We start from the raw sequence: 17142 nt of genomic DNA on the forward strand, positions 1-17142 counted from the left end.
GCATTCCTTAGATTGTTGGAAACCTTTGCAGTCTAGGAAGGACGAGCATCGGCGCGGAGCGAATTTGACATTCGTGAGCACCGAAGCGCAGGACTGACACCGAATGCGAGGGTTTGTCTACACGCTGAGGAACTGCACAAAGCAGTTCCTTTTTTTCGTTCAATGTACATATTCTCTCTTCCTGTCTCATAGTGTGAAAGAGAAAAAGAATGCTATGGAAACAACAGGCGCTTTTCTGCCTTCTGTTTAGAACACCATGAGGAAAGAGGAGGAACGTTATGAAATTGAAAAATCAATTTGGGCAAGGTTCGGGTTTCGAAGGTCAAGATTTTCGCCAGCAACAATATGGAGCAAATCCGTATCCTGCGCAGCAGATGGGTTATTCAGTCCCTCCCCAAACGCAGGGTCAAATGCAAGGTCAAATGCAGCAGGGGTATTCGCCAATGCCGTCTACTGGTACTTCACAAGGAGGCCAAGGTGGGCAAAGTGGCGGGCAGCCCTATCAAATTCCTTCGGGACCGATTTATCAGCAGAACGTCACCGGTCAGCTGCCGCTTGAGCAGTCCTATATTGAAAATATTTTACGATTAAACCGCGGCAAAGTAGCCACGATCTATATGACGTTTGAGGCAAGTAAAGAATGGAACTCTAAGATTTTTAGAGGGGTCATTGAGGCCGCAGGACGTGATCACATTATCATTAGTGATAACAAAACTGGGACACGATACTTATTGTTAACAATCTACCTTGATTACATTACGTTTGATGGGGAAATTCAATATGACTATCCATACTCGATGTCTACGTATTCTCCGAGATAACCTCAAGGTCCTATCAGCAGCAAGGTGCAGACGCCCTTGCTTTTTTCTTTTGTCTAGGTTTTTGACACACCTTCGGGGGAAGGCTCATAAGATGCCTAGTAGTTTTTATTAAACGCCTAGAGGTGACATCAATGACTGTTGAGCTGGATTATACATCGCCGAATGTCAAATATTCATTTGACCTGAACCAAAGCCCCCTTGTGAAATATGACCAACACAACCTGATTAATGTTTTAGGAAAAAAACAATTAAATTCGCTCGATCAAGTATCTCTGCTGGATATATATTTGAGTAAAAGCAAAGTAGTAGAGCCTCATTATCATCAAAATGCTGCCGAGCTTGTTTATTGTATCGCCGGCTCTGCTGCTGTATCCATGTTGAACCCATTTACAAAAAAGCTGTCCACCTACACCATTACCCCTGGGCAGGTAGCCAATGTGCCACAAGGCTGGTGGCATTACGAAGTCGCCTTGCAGGACAAAACCCATTTGTTAGCCATTTTTAACGCATCGACGCCAGAAGTCATCTTAGGTTCAGACCTTCTAACCCTCACGCCTTCACACATCATGGCACATACTTATTGCATGAACGAAACGCAGTGGAAGCAGGCGACGCAGCCTGTGAAACCTGGTGTGTTTATCGGACCTTTCTGCCACCGGGAGGAAGAGACACAAACGCACCCTGTCCCCCCTTCCCACTATGTACCTTATTATCAAGCACCTCCGAACTATTCTCCTTATTGGAGTTAAGAAAAAAACCGATGCCCTTATGAGAGCATCGGTTTTTTATCTTATAAATTTTTTGCTGCTGCAATCACTAGCATGATCCAAGAAGCGATAAATGCCACTCCGCCAATTGGTGTAATGGCACCTAGAATCTTCACCTGAGTCAAGGCAAGCACATAAAGGCTTCCTGAGAAGAAAAGAATGCCTGCCAGCATCACCCAGCCAGCGGTCGGCACTAGAGAAACACCTGACAGCTTATCTGCCAGAAAGGCGACAATAAATAGGCCAATTGCATGGAACATCTGATATTGAACCCCTTTATTCCATATCTCAATATACTTTTCAGGAATTTTCCCTTCCAATCCATGTGCACCGAAGGCTCCAAGACCAACCGCAAGCATGGCGTTAATGGCACCTAATATGAAAAATAGTTTCATTCGTCATTCTCCTTATCTCATCAATTATGTTTATCATAGCGCGGGTCTTATCCAACATTCAACTTTCCTATGATGCTGACACGAGATTGTCGGATTTCTTCTTCTTTCGCAGTAGCACTTGATCGACCACAATCGCAATCAGCGTGCCAAGCACAAGACCATTGCTCAATAAAGAAATCAGCACAGGATGCATGCCTTTCAATGCCCCCTGCGGCACAAACATTGCGCCCACGCCTGCTAAAACAGCGATGCCAAGCACAAATCGAATGCGCGGGATGTCTTCTTTTTCATACTGATCGAATTCAGACATAGCAATCCCAATCATAGAAGAGAACACCACAAAGTTCACAGCCAGCCCAACAGGAGAAGGCAATGCAGAGAAAAAGCTCATCAATAATGGAAATAAACTAATGAGGACAATGAGCAGACTGCCAATAAAAAATGGCTTTCTCGATGGAATTTTGGTTGTTTGTATAAAACCCGCTGCCCCTGAAATAGGAACAGGCGCAATCGCTCCAATCAGTCCGCTTAGCAAATGACCAAATGCGGCGACAAAACCAGCCGGTCTGGCTCGTTTTCGCTCACGCAGTTCACCAAATGCCTTCACGGAACTTTCCACAATTCGAATACTTGCCAGCATATTCACTATGAGTAAGATCGTAATAAAAAAGGACGTGACAAGCAGTCCGCTGTCAAAGACCGGCATGCCAAATGGAAACAGTTTTGGAAACTCAATGATCTGCTCAGGAATGCGAACAGGCTTCGCTAGTCCGAGTAAAGCAAATAACAGCCAGCCGCCTGCAAGTGCGAATAACACAGAAAACTGTCTTAAATAATGCCATTTTGAGCGGCTGATCATGAAGGTGATGACAATAATCAAGATCGATAGACAAAAGACAAGCCCATCTACCTGATTTCCCCGATAGCCAATCCCCATCAGCCCTTTCATGATTGGCTGACTTAACTGCACAACAAGCAGCAGCAAATAAATACCTGTGACAACCGGCGTAAATAAAGACGCGAGCCAATTAATGATTTTAAAGAGACTAAAAATAAAAAAGAACGCAGCACTAAAAATTAAAGCCCCTTGTAATGCTTGCAAGGTTTCAGGATATGTGGCAAAAATCGTCCCTGTCATGCCTGCATAAAGGGTATATACCCCCCACCACAGCCCTGCTGGACTTTCATTGATCGGCAACATATGACCGCATAAACACTGCACCATCGCCACAAGTCCAAGTGAAAAGAATGTACTCTGAATCAGTTCCGCCGACTGCACTTGATTTAATTCAAATGCTTGTGCAATCGCAATCGGCACAGCAATAGAAGCTGCGATAAAAAATGCCATCCACTGAATGGCGCCCAAAAATAGTTTCAACCCGATCACCTTCCCTTTGTCGTGACAAGACCATTAAAAATCAAAAATAGAGTCACCGTTGCCATCTTTCTCTTGTTGACCCTCTTCTTTATGCTGAAATTTCTTTGCACCGCTAGTGCCCATCAATTTCTCTAGCATGGCTTGATCCGTAGACACAGCCGGTGCAGATGGTGTCTGTATAGATGGAGGTGGTGAAATGACCGAAGACTGCGGCATTTGCACCTGTGATGATGTGTCGAGAATGACATCACATAGTGAAGAGATGACCGCCGCTTGACGTTTCACCTCTTCATCATTTCCACTTTGTTTTGCTTTTTGAATGGCTTCCTCCATTTTTTGAAGCAGACTTGATATATGAATATTCAAGGGTAGACCCTCCAATCTAAAAAATTCGTTTTCCAACATTATTTTACCAAATGAACAAACTGAATGGGTTCCTTTTTTCAAAGCTGTGTGCTTCTGTTCCTCTTATTTGACCCTTACCCAAGATTCACACATAATAAAAAAGAAACAATATCGTCTTTGAAAGGACTGAAAGATGAGCAAACTCACTGAACTCATTCACAAACAAAAAAACGTGCAAACACCAGCGGTTCAAGATAGAATCCGCCTTCTTAACGATTTGAAAAAAGCCATTAAACATCATGAAAAGGACATATTACAAGCCTTGGCCCATGATTTACATAAATCCGAGCAGGAAGCCTATACAACAGAAATTGGCATGGTATATGAAGAGATCAATCATACCGTCAAACATCTTCACAAATGGGCCAAACCATCTCGCGCGAAAACACCTCTGACCCATATCGGATCGAAAAGTATGATCATTAAGGAACCGTACGGAAGTGTTCTGATTATTGCCCCTTGGAACTATCCTTTCCAATTGGCCCTTTCGCCATTAGTTGGAGCCATTTCTGCCGGAAATGCCGTTACTTTAAAACCGTCAGAATTAACGCCGCACGTCTCAAACGTGATTGGCACGATTGTGGAAAGCGTGTTTCAAGAAGATCTTGCAGCGGTCGTTGAAGGCGGTGTGGATGTCAGCACAGAGCTTCTGAGACTGCCTTTTGATTATATTTTCTTTACTGGAAGTGTAGCCGTCGGCAAAGTCGTCATGGAAGCGGCCGCAAAGCATCTCACACCTGTCACACTTGAGCTCGGCGGAAAAAGTCCATGCATTGTCATGCCTGATGCAGACATCAAACTCGCTGCGAAGCGAATCACCTTTGGTAAATTCACGAATGCTGGTCAAACATGCATTGCACCAGACTATTTACTTGTTCATGAATCGATCAAAGAGAACCTATTGCGTGAAATGACGACCTGTATCCGTGACTTTTACGGGGACCAGCCTGAAACAAATCCGCATTTCGGAAAAAATGTCAGCCAGCGTCATTTTGATCGGCTTTCACAATTTCTCTCAAATGGCACGATTGTGACAGGTGGACAGCGTAATGAACAAGAGCTCAAAATCGCACCGACCATTCTAGATCACATTACATGGGAAGATCCTGTGATGCAGGAGGAAATTTTCGGACCTATTTTGCCTGTCATCACATTTGACTCTCTTCAAGAGGCAGCTGACATGATTAAGGCAAGACCGAAGCCGCTCGCTCTTTACTTATTTACAACCAATAAAGAAACAGAAGCCTATATTCTAGACAACCTCTCATTTGGCGGGGGCTGCATCAATGATACACTGATGCATGTCGCCACTCCATATTTACCATTTGGAGGCGTTGGTGAAAGCGGTATCGGACGATATCATGGAAAAGAAAGCTTTTTCACCTTTACACATGAAAAAAGTGTCCTACGCCAGACCAATCGCTTTGATTTTTCTTTCCGATATCCAAATGCGAAAAACGGACTCGACATTGTCCGCAAATTTTTAAAATAAACAGGACGAAGGGATTTTCCCTCGTCCTATTTTGATTCGATGTCCTTGATACACCAGTTGATTTCATCGTTCCCCATTTGCTTTAAATAGGCGTTTACTTTTGAGAACGGACGGCTGCCAAAAAAGCCGTTTCTTGCAGAAAAAGGACTTGGATGAGGTGACTCAATGATGTAATGCTTGCTTTGATCAATTCGTTCTTTTTTATTTTGCGCATGTCTGCCCCAAAGCACAAAAACGACTGGCTGTTCTCGGTCATTCAGGACGTCGATGACGCGGTCTGTCACACGTTCCCAGCCTTTGCCTTTATGCGAGTTCGCTTCCCCTTTTCTTACAGTGAGCACGGTGTTTAACAGCAAGACACCCTGCTCTGCCCAACTGACAAGCGAGCCATGGTTAGGGACCGGACAACCGAGGTCATCCTTTAGCTCCTGAAAAATATTTCTCAAAGATGGCGGATGTTTGACACCAGGCTGAACAGAAAAGCTTAATCCGTGTGCCTGTCCTGGGCCATGATAAGGGTCTTGTCCCAAAATCACGACCTTCACATCTTCATACGACGTCAAATGGAGGGCACGATAAATGTCATCTGGCTTTGGAAACACGATCTGCGTACGATATTCTTCCTTTACCCACTCACGTAATTCCTGATAATATGGCTGTTCAAATTCACTTTTCATCACAGCCCACCAGCTATCATTTAAAAATGGCTTCATTGCGATTGTCCTCCTTCTGTCTGCTGTGCCAATCTTGAGATCATCGGTTTTCCATCCCATACAATCTCACTCTCTGATTCTCGTTTTTTCATCGCTGGTTCTTCTAATAGGACAGCAAAGTTTGCTGTCGGCAAATCACCCAGCCCATGCTTTTCACTCAGGTCATCTAAGTAGGTCTTCCTTGTTTCACCAAGATCACTCGACTGATTGCCCCCACCATCAAAGAACGCATAGATCACACTGGCAGCTGGCACTCGTTTGGCTCGTGCATGCTGCGTAACACGCAGGAAAAAGTCCCAGTCCCAGTAGTGATGCATCGCTGGATCAAAATAGCCAATCTCATCATGTATGCGGCGTTTGTACATACTACCAGAAGGAACATATGTAGAAAAAACACGCATGTCCTCAATGTCCGCTGCATAAGCAAACAAACGTCTTGATACTGGAAATCGAGTCGCACCTCGTTCTTCAAACGAAACAATTTCCGCATCCGAAAAGACAAAATCAGCGTCTTCCAGCGCCTTGCTCATACGTTCAATATGACAAGGCGTAAAATAATCATCGTCATCACTCAGCATAATGACGTCACCTGTCAGCTCCCGCACCCCAACATTTCTTGCGTTCACATGCTGGACATTCTCATCTAAATGAATCAAGCGGATTGGCAGCTCTGGATAGAGTTCCTGAATCACGTCCACTCGCTCTCCTGCATCATTTACGACCACAATTTCAAAAGGCTGTACGCTTTGTCTCGAGATGGATTCAAGCAGTTCACACAATGCGCTCAGCCGGTTATGTGTCACAATTAATAAAGAAATCTTCATATCGGCCTAACTCCTTTAATAGATTCGTCTTTTTCATTAAAACATAAATCGGCTTTCTTCTCATGATATAAAAGACGGTTTGATTGATCGAGAAAATGGGAATTTTTGATGAAAAGGAGTGATGATAATGGAATTTTTCACAGTTGAGAATAGTAAAGAAGCCAAACAGACGATCGAACAGATACAGTCAGCAAAGGACGATGTGTTTGTTTTTGCGTATGACCCCGAACGCTCTGATAACGTTACTGAGTATACGGAAGCAAAGAGCATGACAGCTGTCGATCAAGGGATTTTAGATCAGATCGCCAATGTCATTCGCACCAGGGATGATGAACTGATGGCCAAAATGATGTCGACCGGCGCCGATCAAGAATTAGCCTTAACGCTTTTAGAGGAGCTGAAAAAAGGGAAATTGGTGATTTGTAAAAGATAAAGAATGAGCGTTCCATGAAGAGTGGAACGCTTTTTTATGCCGTTTCATTGTGATAAATGGAAAAGCTGATTATAATAAGGGATAGAACAGTAACTGTTACACATCACATTGGAGGTTCAGCAACTATGTCTATGAATAAAGCACTCACCATCGCAGGTTCGGATTCAAGCGGCGGTGCAGGTATCCAAGCAGATTTAAAAACGTTTCAAGAAAAAAACGTCTACGGGATGACAGCTTTAACCGTTGTCGTTGCAATGGATCCTCATAACAACTGGGATCATCAAGTGTTTCCAATCGATACATCAACCATCCGCGCGCAGCTCTCGACGATCGTGGAAGGCATCGGTGTAGATGCGTTAAAAACAGGTATGCTGCCAACAGTTGACGTCATTGAACTCGCAGCTGAAACGATCAAAACATATGAGCTGAAAAATGTCGTCATTGATCCTGTTATGGTATGTAAAGGTGCGAACGAAGTCCTTTATCCAGAGCACGCTGAAGCATTGCGCGAAAAGCTCACACCACTGGCAACAGTTATCACACCTAACCTTTTCGAAGCAGGTCAATTAAGCGGCATTGGCGAGATCAAAACGATGGAACAAATGGAAGAAGCCGCAAAACGCATCCATGAACTTGGTGCAAAATATGTGGTCATCACTGGCGGCGGTAAGCTAAGCCCAGATAAAGCGATTGACTTGCTTTATGATGGACAAACCTTCGAACGCCTTGAAACAGATAAGATCGACACAGAATACACACACGGCGCAGGCTGCACATTCTCAGCCGCAGTCACAGCTGAACTAGCCAACGGCTCAGACGTGAAAGAAGCCATTTATGCAGCAAAAGAATTCATCACAGCTGCCATTAAAGGCTCTTTCCAACTAAACGAATACATCGGACCAACGAAACATTCCGCACATCGTTTGGACAAATAAAACAATAAAAACCGATCCGCCGCTTGGGTGAATCGGTTTTTTTGTTTTTGTTTATCGTAAGCTGAGTCTCTGTGCGAATAACCAATCTGTTAAGCCTGGCGTCTCATAAGCAGGCGTCCATGATGCATGATCATACCCATACTTGCTTGCATACTCGGTATAAATCGGTCTTCCACCAGCTTTTTGAATAGCTTGAATTGTATTTCTCGCATAACTGATAGGAATAATGGAATCATCCTCTGCATGAAATGCCCATATTGGCTTGTTCGCTAAAATTCCTGCCTTACTTGGATCTGCACCCCCCGCAATAGGAATCATCGCTGCAAACAAACGAGGATATGTGATGTTCAACTGATACGAGCCAAATCCTCCTTGAGATAAACCAGTCGCATAAATCCTTTTCTGATCAATCTTATAAGAAGTTAACACATGCTGAAGCACTTCATACGCTTTGTGTAAATCTGGTGAAAATTGAAACACATTTGTCAGGTCGATTTCATTTTGCGCGTTTCTTGTTAAAGCAAAGCCCCCATCCACAGCATTTCGAGCCTGAGGTGCTAGTACGTATGCAGGATGTTTCTTTTGAATTTCAGGAGAAGCCCATAAAACTGCACCATCATTTGCAAGTAGCTGCTTTTGATTATCAGTCCCCCGCTCCCCTCCTCCATGTAAGAACAGGACGAGAGGATAAGCTTTACCCCTCTTATGATTTTTCGGAATGTATAACCGATAAGGCATTCCTTGATATTCAAAAGATAAAAAAGATGAGGCAATGTCCTCTCGTGTGACAAAACGATAATTGTACGTAGACGTAGCAAGGCGATGTCTATTTTTGTAAACGCTTACTTTTAAAGTCGTATCGGTATCAATTTGAATAGGCTTTGTATATCGCTGACTTTGAGTTGTCGGCTGGCTTCCATCTGTTGTGTAATAAAGAGAAGCTTTTGGCACCTGAGAATGGAGTGCCACCTCTTGCGAGCGATAATATTGACCAGATGGTACGGAGGCAGTAGGTGTAAAAAATGATGTGTGTTGCGTTCGGGCAGATGAAACGGAAGGATGAAGAAAACTCATAGAAAATAGCACAATGATAAAAGTGATCAGACATTTCTTGGTTGCATGGTTCATATCGTTCCTCCTGTATATGCTCAGATGAATTTTTATTTATTTTGTATCATGACAAAAGAAATGTCAACGCTTTCATTTAATTTTTCTGAATGATCTGACTAAAATAAAAAAAGCATACCCGCTCCCAGGTACACTCTTTCACCATACTTTTTTTACCTACTTTTGCTGATCAGATTCTTTCGCCATTTTTCGAATAAAGGCTTCAATGGATTCAACAAATAAGGCATATTCTTTCATTTGTTTATACGTATCTGACAGCTTCTCTTTTAATTCTTCCTGCTCTAGAGAAGGTTCACCGAGAATAGATTGGACTTGAATCAGCAATTCTTTATATTCTTCACGTTTATCTTCAACATGATCTGCCATTGTCTCCAAGCGTTTTCTAGTCGTCGGCTGCTGTTTTGAATTCAAGTAAACAACCCCTTTTTGTCCTACCGCATTTGGATAAACGTCAGCCTCAGCTGTATATATTTTAAAATGATACCACAATTGAACCTGTTATCATATATGTAAAACGTCATCAAACCGCTTTAGGCCAACCTTGTATATACATGATATAGGCTTTAAGATACAGGCTGATCTCACTAGAAAAAAGCAGATCAATGATCTGCTTCTTTTTGCAAATGCCACGTCTTCAATTTAAGCTTCGTTTCATTTCTACCACTGATGGAGATTGATTTATTTCCCGGGGAAGGAAAGTAACGTGCAGTAAATACTTCCCGGCCTCCGTTGACAAAAATCTCAATCGATGATGCATCAATAAAGATATGCAAATCCTGTAATTCATCAATTTCTACTTCACGAACTTCCTTTGTTCGATCTTCAAATCGATCTCGCTCTAACGTTAGTTTGCCTTCATCTTTATCATAAATGATACGAGCAGCAGCACGGATACAGCATTCAAATCCTTTTTGTGTTTCAATTTGATCAATGAATACCTCTGCGCTCGTCAAATCTTCAACAGGAATGGAGTGAACAGATCGTTTAACGTGAAAAACATGCTCCTGCTCATTTGTCCGCATAGATCGAAGTTCACTTACCGGCTGTTGAATAAGACGCCCTTCATCATCTAAACGAAGCTCTCTCGGAATCGTCAAACAATGGATCCATTGATAAGAGACAGTTGGGTGATGCTCTTCCCCTTGATCTGGTACACCCATCCATCCCATTAAAATGCGTCTGCCCGATTCATCTTGGAAAGTCTGCTGTGCATAAAAGTCAAAGCCACGATCCAGCTCCTCAAACGCTCCATGTGTATATTGGTAGGTACGATCATCCAATGTACCAACAAAATAACCAGATTGATGTGTATTGTTGTATTTGAATCCATCAGGCTTCAGCCCCTGTGGTGACACGATCAATACATCCTGACCGTCTAATTCAAACAGATCTGGACATTCCCACATGTATCCGAAATGATCTAATCCATTCTTTCCACTGCCTGCAATAATGCCTTGAAACGTCCAATTGTCTAATGTATCAGATGTAAATAAGACAAGATGTCCTTTGAGATCTTCACTTTGTGCTCCAAGGACCATGTACCACTTTCCATTCCGCTTCCACACCTTCGGGTCACGAAAATGTGCAGTGAATCCTGCTGGCAAAGTCGCCACGACACCTTTTTTCTCAAAATGAACCCCATCCTCTGACACAGCTAAACATTGATATGTCTCACGATTCCCTTGCTCGTCACGAACATTTCCGGTATACATCACGTACATACGACCATCATCAATGACTGCACTGCCAGAATAACAGCCATTTTGATCAAACCAATCACTTGGCGTGAGGGCAGCCTCTTCATGCTGCCAATTCACTAGATCGGTTGATGTGTAGTGACCCCAAAATTTTGCCCCATGTCCTGTTTTAAATGGCTGCCATTGATAAAACACATGGTAGACTCCCTTCCACTGAATCAATCCATTCGGGTCATTTAAAAGACCGACTGGCGGCATTAAATGGAAGTTCTGACGGTACACATCTTTTTTCACCAAATGCTCATAGTTTCGAATACGATCTGTTACCTTTTGACGAAGTGCTGCGTCCGTTGTTGTCATCACTGTGACCACTCCTTGATTATTTTTCGACTTCTTTGACTTTAAAGATGATGGTAAGAATAAATGAAACAGTAACAGCTATTAACATACCAATAACATAATTTACCACATTTTGTAAACCAAATGGGGCTGCAATTGCAATCATCGGGATCCCTGTTAAACCATAAGCGTTGGCGGCTACCTTCGTGAAGACGACAAACGCCCCGCCTAATGCACCTCCGATCATTGCAGCAATAAATGGCTTACGATAACGAAGATTCACACCGAATATGACCGGCTCAGTAATACCTAAGAAAGCAGAAAATGCTGCTGGTAAAGCAATTTCTTTCGTTTTTGCACGCTTTGCTAAGAAAAAGACCGCTAGCCCAGCTCCGCCTTGAGCGACGTTTGACATGGCCCAGATCGGCAGCAAATAATTCCGTCCAATATCATTTAGAAGTCCTGCCTCAATCGCATGGAAGCTGTGATGAACACCTGTCAGTACAATTAAAGAATAAGCGCCTCCAAAAATAAGTCCAGCTAAGAATCCTGCATGGTCATAAACATAAGTGAGTGCATTTGAGATTCCTGTACCGAGCATTCTCCCTAGCGGTCCTACAGCAATAAACGTCACAAATCCAGTCACAATCACCGTCACAAACGGCGTCACAAGTAAATCAATACTGTTCGGCACCACTTTTCTTAAGTTCTTTTCAATCACGCACATGATATACACAGTTAATAACACGGGAATGACCGTTCCTTGGTAACCAAGAAGAGCAATATCAAAATTGAATAGATGCATATATTCTGGTTTTGCGTCTGTCAGTCCCCATGGATTCAGCAAGCTCGGGTGAATCATAATGCCCCCAATGACAGCTCCTAAATATGGATTTCCACCAAACTCTTTGGCTGCACTAACCCCAATTAAAATCGGTAAAATGATAAAGGCAGCACTTGAGAACATATCTAGCATTTGGAAGATGGCAGAGCTTGGATCAGCCCATTTGAAGGCTTTCATCATACCTAATAGACCCATTAATAAACCGCTTGCTACAATCGCTGGAATGATTGGTACAAAAATATTCGATAGCGTCTTAGCAAAACGTGCAAGTGGATTCATTTTTTGCTTCACGGCTTCATCATGGCTGGCAGGTTTTTGATTCTCGTCGTCTGCCTCAAGACCCGCCTCACGAGCAAAAGGCTCATATACTTTGTTGACAGAACCTGTTCCAAATATGATCTGAAATTGACCCGAGCTTGAGAAGGCACCCTTCACACCCTCAAGTTCTTCAATGGCATCTTTGTCAATCAACGCCTCATCTTTCATCACCAATCGGAGTCGTGTGGCACAATGTGTTGCGCTAATGACATTTTCTTTGCCGCCTAATAATGTTGTTAATTCTTTGGCTGTTTTTTGATAATCCATGTTGTCTCCCCCTTTTTTTTAAAACAAAAAAGACCTAAAATTCACCAACGATTAAAGGACATACACGTCCCCTCGTTACGCAAATTTTAGGTCTTGCCTGCCTGACAGTCACAATCCCACGATATTGGTTTTTGATTACGCTTTCATCATAGTATAAGAGCGTGACCTGCGTCAACCTATTTTTTCGAATCAAATGACCCATATACACTAATTAGAGTAGTGTGCATAAAAAAAGCCTGCGGACAGGCACAACCTTTACACCAATTCGGCATCCTGCAGACGCTGGACATGCAGCGTGATGTAGCCGATCTCCGATTCAGGGAGATGAAGTCCATATTCTTTTTTCAGCAAATCAGCCAGTCCAAGTGCACACCGGTAAGCCGAATCATACTTTGTTTGGATAAAAGTCAGCATGTCATCGTCCATGATTTGAAATGCTTCATTCGATTCCAACCTGCCTAATGCATACCTCAAATGTGTCACAAGCCGCTGATATGAAATACTATCCTCATCAATCGAGCGCTCAAAAACGCTTTCGATATGCTCGATCATTTCTTTGATCATCGTTGTGTATTTGACCGTCTTCTTCATGGACTCCGTATTCATTTTGGCCGTATGAATATGAAGTGCCACATACCCTGCCTCATCGTCCGGCAGGTCAACCCCAAGCCGCTCCTTTACATAACGAATGGCATACTTTCCAATATCATATTCCTGCTTATATAAGACTTTGATCTCACCAAGCAATTTATTATATAGCACAATGCCTTTTTGAACGCGTTCAATGGCAAAGGATAAATGATCTGTCAGTGAAATGTGGATATGATCACTGAGCGGCATCATGAGTTCACCCTCTGCATAACTAATAATATGCTCTGCCACCTCAATATGCGCTTCTGGCAATGTCGCAAGAATTTGTTTGAATTTCTCATTTTCTTCACGCACAACAAAAATCTTCTCTATTTTTTGAACGGGAACGACGTCATTTTTCCCCTTCTGAAAAGCAATTCCGGGCCCCATCACAATTTTCTCCTGATCACCCGCCTTTACAACCACTGCATTGTTATTCAATATTTTATATATCTTCAAGGGGCATCCTCTCCCACAGATAACGTGTCTTATGTGGGATTTTACCCTGTTTCAACTTTTCTGTAAAGATAAGAGCGGACCGGCACGCGCCTCTCTCGTTGTCTTTTCATAAAGCATCATCAGACTTTCTTGAAACGGCTTTTCTGTCCTGCGCTTCTTCTTCTTTTCATCTGCCAGTTTCTCTAGCTTTCTCTCATTCACCGCAAGAAAGAATCCTCCATCCACTGCTGCCACTTTCACCCCTTGCTTCTTCAGCAGCTCACCAGGATTCACAAGCACATTCATCACAAAACCAAACCATACACTCAACCAGTTCTTCCATTTCTTCACTGAACATCCCTCCGATTTCCTTAGAATCTAGCAGTTCTAGCAAATTAACTGTTCCTATCATATCCCGAGAAAAAAGAGAGGTTTGTCACAATCTGGGTGAAAAAACGAACTAGTTTTCAGAAGTTTTGTTGAAAAGTGCAGAAGATGATCATGTTCCACAATGTTTCTATGAAAATTTTATACACACACTATCCCAAAGATAAGCACATCTTATCAACAGGGTTTATCCACATATCAACACCCTCTTACTAGATTTTGTGTATGGGATTTTTTTATTTTCCATATATATATCTTAATAATTGAGTTATCAACAGATTATTGTGCATAAGTGTGACTTTATAAACAAAATAGTTCTTTGTAACTATGTAAAATAAGACCATTTCAGTAAAGGAATTGGTTTCATCGTATGGAATACTTAATAACGGGCAGTGAATCTTTCCTATTTATCCACAAAAAGAAAGGCTATCTCCCTAAATACACAGCTAGAAAGGGGAAAATTAATTGAAAAAAGTAATCTCTCGTTCTTCTGTTCTATTGTTCTCCACTATTTTTACCTTATCCACATTCTTTTCAGGTCAGGCTGCTGCCGCTCCATCGAACAAACAGGTGGAACTGGAAAAAGCAGAAATCTTCGGCGAAATCAATGTTAAGTCTAGAAAACACACCACTGTCATTGTTGAATTAAAGGAAAAATCCTTAGTTGAAGCCAAGCAAGAAGGCGAAGCACAAACAAAAGCCTCCCTCAAAAAATCTCGAACTAAAGTAAAGAATGCAGCACTCAAAAAGTTAGATAAAGCGAGTGTTCGTCAAGAATATGAAAAAGTCTTCTCTGGTTTCTCTATGAAACTTCCTGCAAACGAAATCCCGAAACTGCTCGCAGTTGACGGAGTAAAAGCCGTTTATCCGGATGTTACATATCAAACAGATGAAGTGAAAAAGAAAAGCGTCCAGCTTCCTAATGAAGATGTCTCTCCACTCATGGATAAAAGTGCTCCATTTATCGGTGCCCCAAAAGCTTGGGATGCCGGCTACTCTGGAAAAGGAGTAAAAGTCGCTGTCATTGATACTGGAGTAGATTATACCCACCCTGATTTAAAAGGAAACTTCGGATTATACAAAGGCTATGACTTTGTTGATAATGACTATTCTCCACAAGAAACACCAAAAGGAGATCCTAGAGGCGAATCGACAGATCATGGTACACATGTCGCAGGAACAATTGCGGCAAATGGACAAATTAAAGGTGTCGCAAAAGATGCTACCCTTCTCGCCTATCGTGTCCTTGGACCAGGCGGATCAGGAACAACTGAAAATGTCCTTGCAGGCATCGATCGGGCTGTCACTGACGGAGCCGATGTCATGAACCTTTCTCTTGGAAACAGTGTGAATAACCCTGATTATGCAACAAGCATCGCACTGGATTGGGCCATGTCTGAAGGGGTTGTCGCTGTGACATCAAATGGAAACAGCGGGCCGAACAGCTGGACCGTTGGATCTCCTGGGACATCAAGAGATGCTATTTCTGTCGGAGCCACTCAGCTTCCGTACAGTTTATACAACGTGAAATTCCCGAACTATTCAACAGCAAAAGTGATGGGCTACTATCAAGAAAATGATTTAAAAGCACTTGACCAAAAACAAGTCACACTCGTCCAAGCAGGCATCGGTGACGAAAAAGCTTTTGAAAACATCGATGTCAAAGGAAAGGTGGCAGTGATTGAACGTGGAGCCATTGCCTTTGTTGATAAAGTGGACAATGCGAAGGCTGCTGGTGCGATCGGCGTTGTCATGTACAACAATACCGATGGAGAAATCCCTGTGGATGTACCAGGTCTAGCCCTTCCGACGATTAAGCTGTCAAAAGCGGAAGGAACAGCGCTTGTTAAAGCCATTGAGGCTGGTAACAATACAACGACTTTCTCGATTCAATTTGTGAAAGAGTTAAGTGAACAAGTCGCTGACTTCTCATCTCGTGGACCTGTTGTCGATACGTGGATGATCAAACCAGATCTTTCAGCACCTGGCGTGAGTATTGTCAGCACCATTCCGACACACGATTCTTCTCAGCCATACGGCTATGGATCGAAGCAAGGAACAAGCATGGCATCTCCTCATGTAGCCGGAGTAGCAGCGATTATTAAACAAGCAAAACCATCCTATTCTACAGAACAAATTAAAGCGTTAATGATGAATACAGCAGAAACGTTGTATGACCCAAATGGTAACCCGTTCCCTCACAATACGCAGGGCACAGGCAGCGTTCGAATCATCGAATCACTTCAAGCGTCTTCTATTGTGTCTGATGCAAGCTATTCGTACGGCACTTTCTTAAAAGAAAAAGGCGTTCAAATCAAAACGAAGAAGTTCAAGGTAGAAAACCTGTCAAAAGCACCGAAAACCTATACCATTGATTACAAGTTCGATGGCAACGGCATTAGCACAAACGGCACGAAAAAAATCACAGTGAAAGGGAATTCCACAGGGTCCTTTACTTCCGCAGTACAAGTGAATTATGGAAAAACGAAAAAAGGAACGTACCAAGGCAGTATCACCATTCGCGAAAATGGCAGAAAGGTCACTGAAATCCCTACTTTATTGATTGTAAAAGAGCCTGATTACCCGCGCGTCACTTCGGTTTCTGTAGAGCCGGATAACCGTGCTGGAAGCTATGTTATTAGCAGCTATCTCCCAGGCGGTGCTGAGAACCTTGCATTCCTCGTCTACTCGACAGATGGAGAGTATTTAGGTGAAGCAGGAGTTTATCAACATGTTGATAAAGGAGAGCATCGTGTGAAATGGAATGGCACGATCAATAAAGGACAGAAGTTAGAAGCAGGTGAGTATACAATGCTTGCGTATGCGAGCCTGAAAGGTAAATCAGATACGGTTCAAACGAAAGAACCATTCGATATTTATCCTGAATAAACAAGAATCACATAAAAAGCCTTGTATGAGCCCATCAGCTCA

The 17142-nt window shown here is 42.8% G+C and carries 17 protein-coding genes; 6 read left to right on the forward strand and 11 right to left on the reverse strand.

What is annotated here, in order from left to right; translation table 11 throughout:
- Nucleotides 1-278 precede the first annotated feature (278 nt).
- The gene (gene gerQ, locus NST73_RS17845; protein ID WP_007497781.1) at nt 279-821 is read left to right on the forward strand and encodes a spore coat protein GerQ; all 543 of its coding nucleotides are present in this window, start codon (nt 279-281) and stop codon (nt 819-821) included.
- A 131-nt stretch (nt 822-952) separates the two neighbouring features.
- Nucleotides 953-1570 (forward strand): cupin domain-containing protein, encoded by a 618-nt coding sequence (locus tag NST73_RS17850; protein ID WP_019743221.1) that lies wholly within the window; start codon nt 953-955, stop codon nt 1568-1570.
- Between the two features lie 41 nt (nt 1571-1611).
- Here the strand turns inward: NST73_RS17850 and NST73_RS17855 are convergent, their stop codons facing one another.
- The 3 genes from NST73_RS17855 to NST73_RS17865 all read right to left on the reverse strand — a co-directional run bounded on the left by NST73_RS17855 (nt 1612) and on the right by NST73_RS17865 (nt 3727).
- The gene (locus tag NST73_RS17855; RefSeq protein WP_003215282.1) at nt 1612-1983 is read right to left on the reverse strand and encodes a DUF423 domain-containing protein; all 372 of its coding nucleotides are present in this window, start codon (nt 1981-1983) and stop codon (nt 1612-1614) included.
- Between the two features lie 67 nt (nt 1984-2050).
- Nucleotides 2051-3361, reverse strand: a complete 1311-nt coding sequence (locus NST73_RS17860) for a purine/pyrimidine permease (RefSeq protein WP_041507947.1) — start codon at nt 3359-3361, stop codon at nt 2051-2053.
- A 33-nt stretch (nt 3362-3394) separates the two neighbouring features.
- A complete protein-coding gene (locus NST73_RS17865; RefSeq protein ID WP_008343634.1) occupies nt 3395-3727 on the reverse strand; it encodes a YwdI family protein in 333 nt (110 codons plus the stop codon).
- Nucleotides 3728-3899: 172 nt separating this feature from the next.
- On the opposite strand from NST73_RS17865, the gene NST73_RS17870 reads away from it, so the two are divergent.
- A complete protein-coding gene (locus tag NST73_RS17870) occupies nt 3900-5258 on the forward strand; it encodes an aldehyde dehydrogenase (protein WP_342499256.1) in 1359 nt (452 codons plus the stop codon).
- Between the two features lie 26 nt (nt 5259-5284).
- Here the strand turns inward: NST73_RS17870 and NST73_RS17875 are convergent, their stop codons facing one another.
- Together NST73_RS17875 and NST73_RS17880 are read right to left on the reverse strand one after the other, a co-directional pair.
- Nucleotides 5285-5971: a uracil-DNA glycosylase gene (locus NST73_RS17875; RefSeq protein WP_342495039.1), complete on the reverse strand. Its 687-nt coding sequence runs from the start codon at nt 5969-5971 to the stop codon at nt 5285-5287.
- The gene (locus NST73_RS17880) at nt 5968-6795 is read right to left on the reverse strand and encodes a glycosyltransferase family 2 protein (RefSeq protein WP_144679060.1); all 828 of its coding nucleotides are present in this window, start codon (nt 6793-6795) and stop codon (nt 5968-5970) included. Before NST73_RS17880 ends, NST73_RS17875 begins: the two co-directional genes overlap by 4 nt.
- A 127-nt stretch (nt 6796-6922) precedes the next feature.
- Between NST73_RS17880 and NST73_RS17885 the strand changes: the two genes are divergently transcribed.
- Together NST73_RS17885 and NST73_RS17890 are read left to right on the forward strand one after the other, a co-directional pair.
- Entirely contained in the window at nt 6923-7228 is a 306-nt protein-coding gene (locus NST73_RS17885) for a general stress protein (RefSeq protein ID WP_342495040.1), read from the forward strand.
- A gap of 125 nt (nt 7229-7353) precedes the next feature.
- The gene (locus NST73_RS17890) at nt 7354-8163 is read left to right on the forward strand and encodes a bifunctional hydroxymethylpyrimidine kinase/phosphomethylpyrimidine kinase (RefSeq protein ID WP_008343648.1); all 810 of its coding nucleotides are present in this window, start codon (nt 7354-7356) and stop codon (nt 8161-8163) included.
- A 51-nt stretch (nt 8164-8214) separates the two neighbouring features.
- Here NST73_RS17890 and NST73_RS17895 read toward each other — a convergent pair whose 3' ends face one another.
- The 6 genes from NST73_RS17895 to NST73_RS17920 form a co-directional block, all read right to left on the reverse strand.
- Nucleotides 8215-9291: a chitobiase/beta-hexosaminidase C-terminal domain-containing protein gene (locus NST73_RS17895; RefSeq protein ID WP_342499257.1), complete on the reverse strand. Its 1077-nt coding sequence runs from the start codon at nt 9289-9291 to the stop codon at nt 8215-8217.
- A gap of 156 nt (nt 9292-9447) precedes the next feature.
- Nucleotides 9448-9702, reverse strand: a complete 255-nt coding sequence (locus tag NST73_RS17900) for a hypothetical protein (protein ID WP_008359596.1) — start codon at nt 9700-9702, stop codon at nt 9448-9450.
- A gap of 188 nt (nt 9703-9890) precedes the next feature.
- Nucleotides 9891-11348, reverse strand: a complete 1458-nt coding sequence (locus NST73_RS17905) for a sucrose-6-phosphate hydrolase (protein ID WP_058337070.1) — start codon at nt 11346-11348, stop codon at nt 9891-9893.
- Nucleotides 11349-11367: 19 nt separating this feature from the next.
- On the reverse strand, nt 11368-12756 hold the full coding sequence (locus NST73_RS17910) for a sucrose-specific PTS transporter subunit IIBC (RefSeq protein WP_342499258.1): 1389 nt from the start codon (nt 12754-12756) through the stop codon (nt 11368-11370).
- A 255-nt stretch (nt 12757-13011) separates the two neighbouring features.
- Nucleotides 13012-13845, reverse strand: a complete 834-nt coding sequence (locus NST73_RS17915; protein WP_342499259.1) for a PRD domain-containing protein — start codon at nt 13843-13845, stop codon at nt 13012-13014.
- 51 nt (nt 13846-13896) lie between these two features.
- Nucleotides 13897-14175, reverse strand: coding sequence for a hypothetical protein (locus NST73_RS17920; protein ID WP_041091342.1), 279 nt, complete (start codon nt 14173-14175; stop codon nt 13897-13899).
- Between the two features lie 501 nt (nt 14176-14676).
- Between NST73_RS17920 and NST73_RS17925 the strand changes: the two genes are divergently transcribed.
- On the forward strand, nt 14677-17100 hold the full coding sequence (locus tag NST73_RS17925) for a S8 family serine peptidase (protein WP_342499260.1): 2424 nt from the start codon (nt 14677-14679) through the stop codon (nt 17098-17100).
- The last annotated feature ends 42 nt before the right edge of the window (nt 17101-17142 follow it).

The organism is Bacillus sp. FSL W7-1034 (assembly GCF_038593365.1).
GTDB classification, from domain to species: Bacteria; Bacillota; Bacilli; order Bacillales; family Bacillaceae; genus Bacillus; species Bacillus altitudinis.

Bases quoted from the DNA above. Each gene is read 5' to 3' on its own strand.
- NST73_RS17910 (WP_342499258.1), bottom strand. From the start codon at position 12,756: ATGGATTATCAAAAAACAGCCAAAGAATTAACAACATTATTAGGCGGC.
- NST73_RS17870 (WP_342499256.1), top strand. From the start codon at position 3,900: ATGAGCAAACTCACTGAACTCATTCACAAACAAAAAAACGTGCAAACA.
- NST73_RS17850 (WP_019743221.1), top strand. From the start codon at position 953: ATGACTGTTGAGCTGGATTATACATCGCCGAATGTCAAATATTCATTT.
- NST73_RS17875 (WP_342495039.1), bottom strand. From the start codon at position 5,971: ATGAAGCCATTTTTAAATGATAGCTGGTGGGCTGTGATGAAAAGTGAA.
- NST73_RS17855 (WP_003215282.1), bottom strand. From the start codon at position 1,983: ATGAAACTATTTTTCATATTAGGTGCCATTAACGCCATGCTTGCGGTT.
- NST73_RS17885 (WP_342495040.1), top strand. From the start codon at position 6,923: ATGGAATTTTTCACAGTTGAGAATAGTAAAGAAGCCAAACAGACGATC.
- NST73_RS17880 (WP_144679060.1), bottom strand. From the start codon at position 6,795: ATGAAGATTTCTTTATTAATTGTGACACATAACCGGCTGAGCGCATTG.
- NST73_RS17905 (WP_058337070.1), bottom strand. From the start codon at position 11,348: ATGACAACAACGGACGCAGCACTTCGTCAAAAGGTAACAGATCGTATT.
- gerQ (WP_007497781.1), top strand. From the start codon at position 279: ATGAAATTGAAAAATCAATTTGGGCAAGGTTCGGGTTTCGAAGGTCAA.
- NST73_RS17895 (WP_342499257.1), bottom strand. From the start codon at position 9,291: ATGAACCATGCAACCAAGAAATGTCTGATCACTTTTATCATTGTGCTA.
- NST73_RS17890 (WP_008343648.1), top strand. From the start codon at position 7,354: ATGTCTATGAATAAAGCACTCACCATCGCAGGTTCGGATTCAAGCGGC.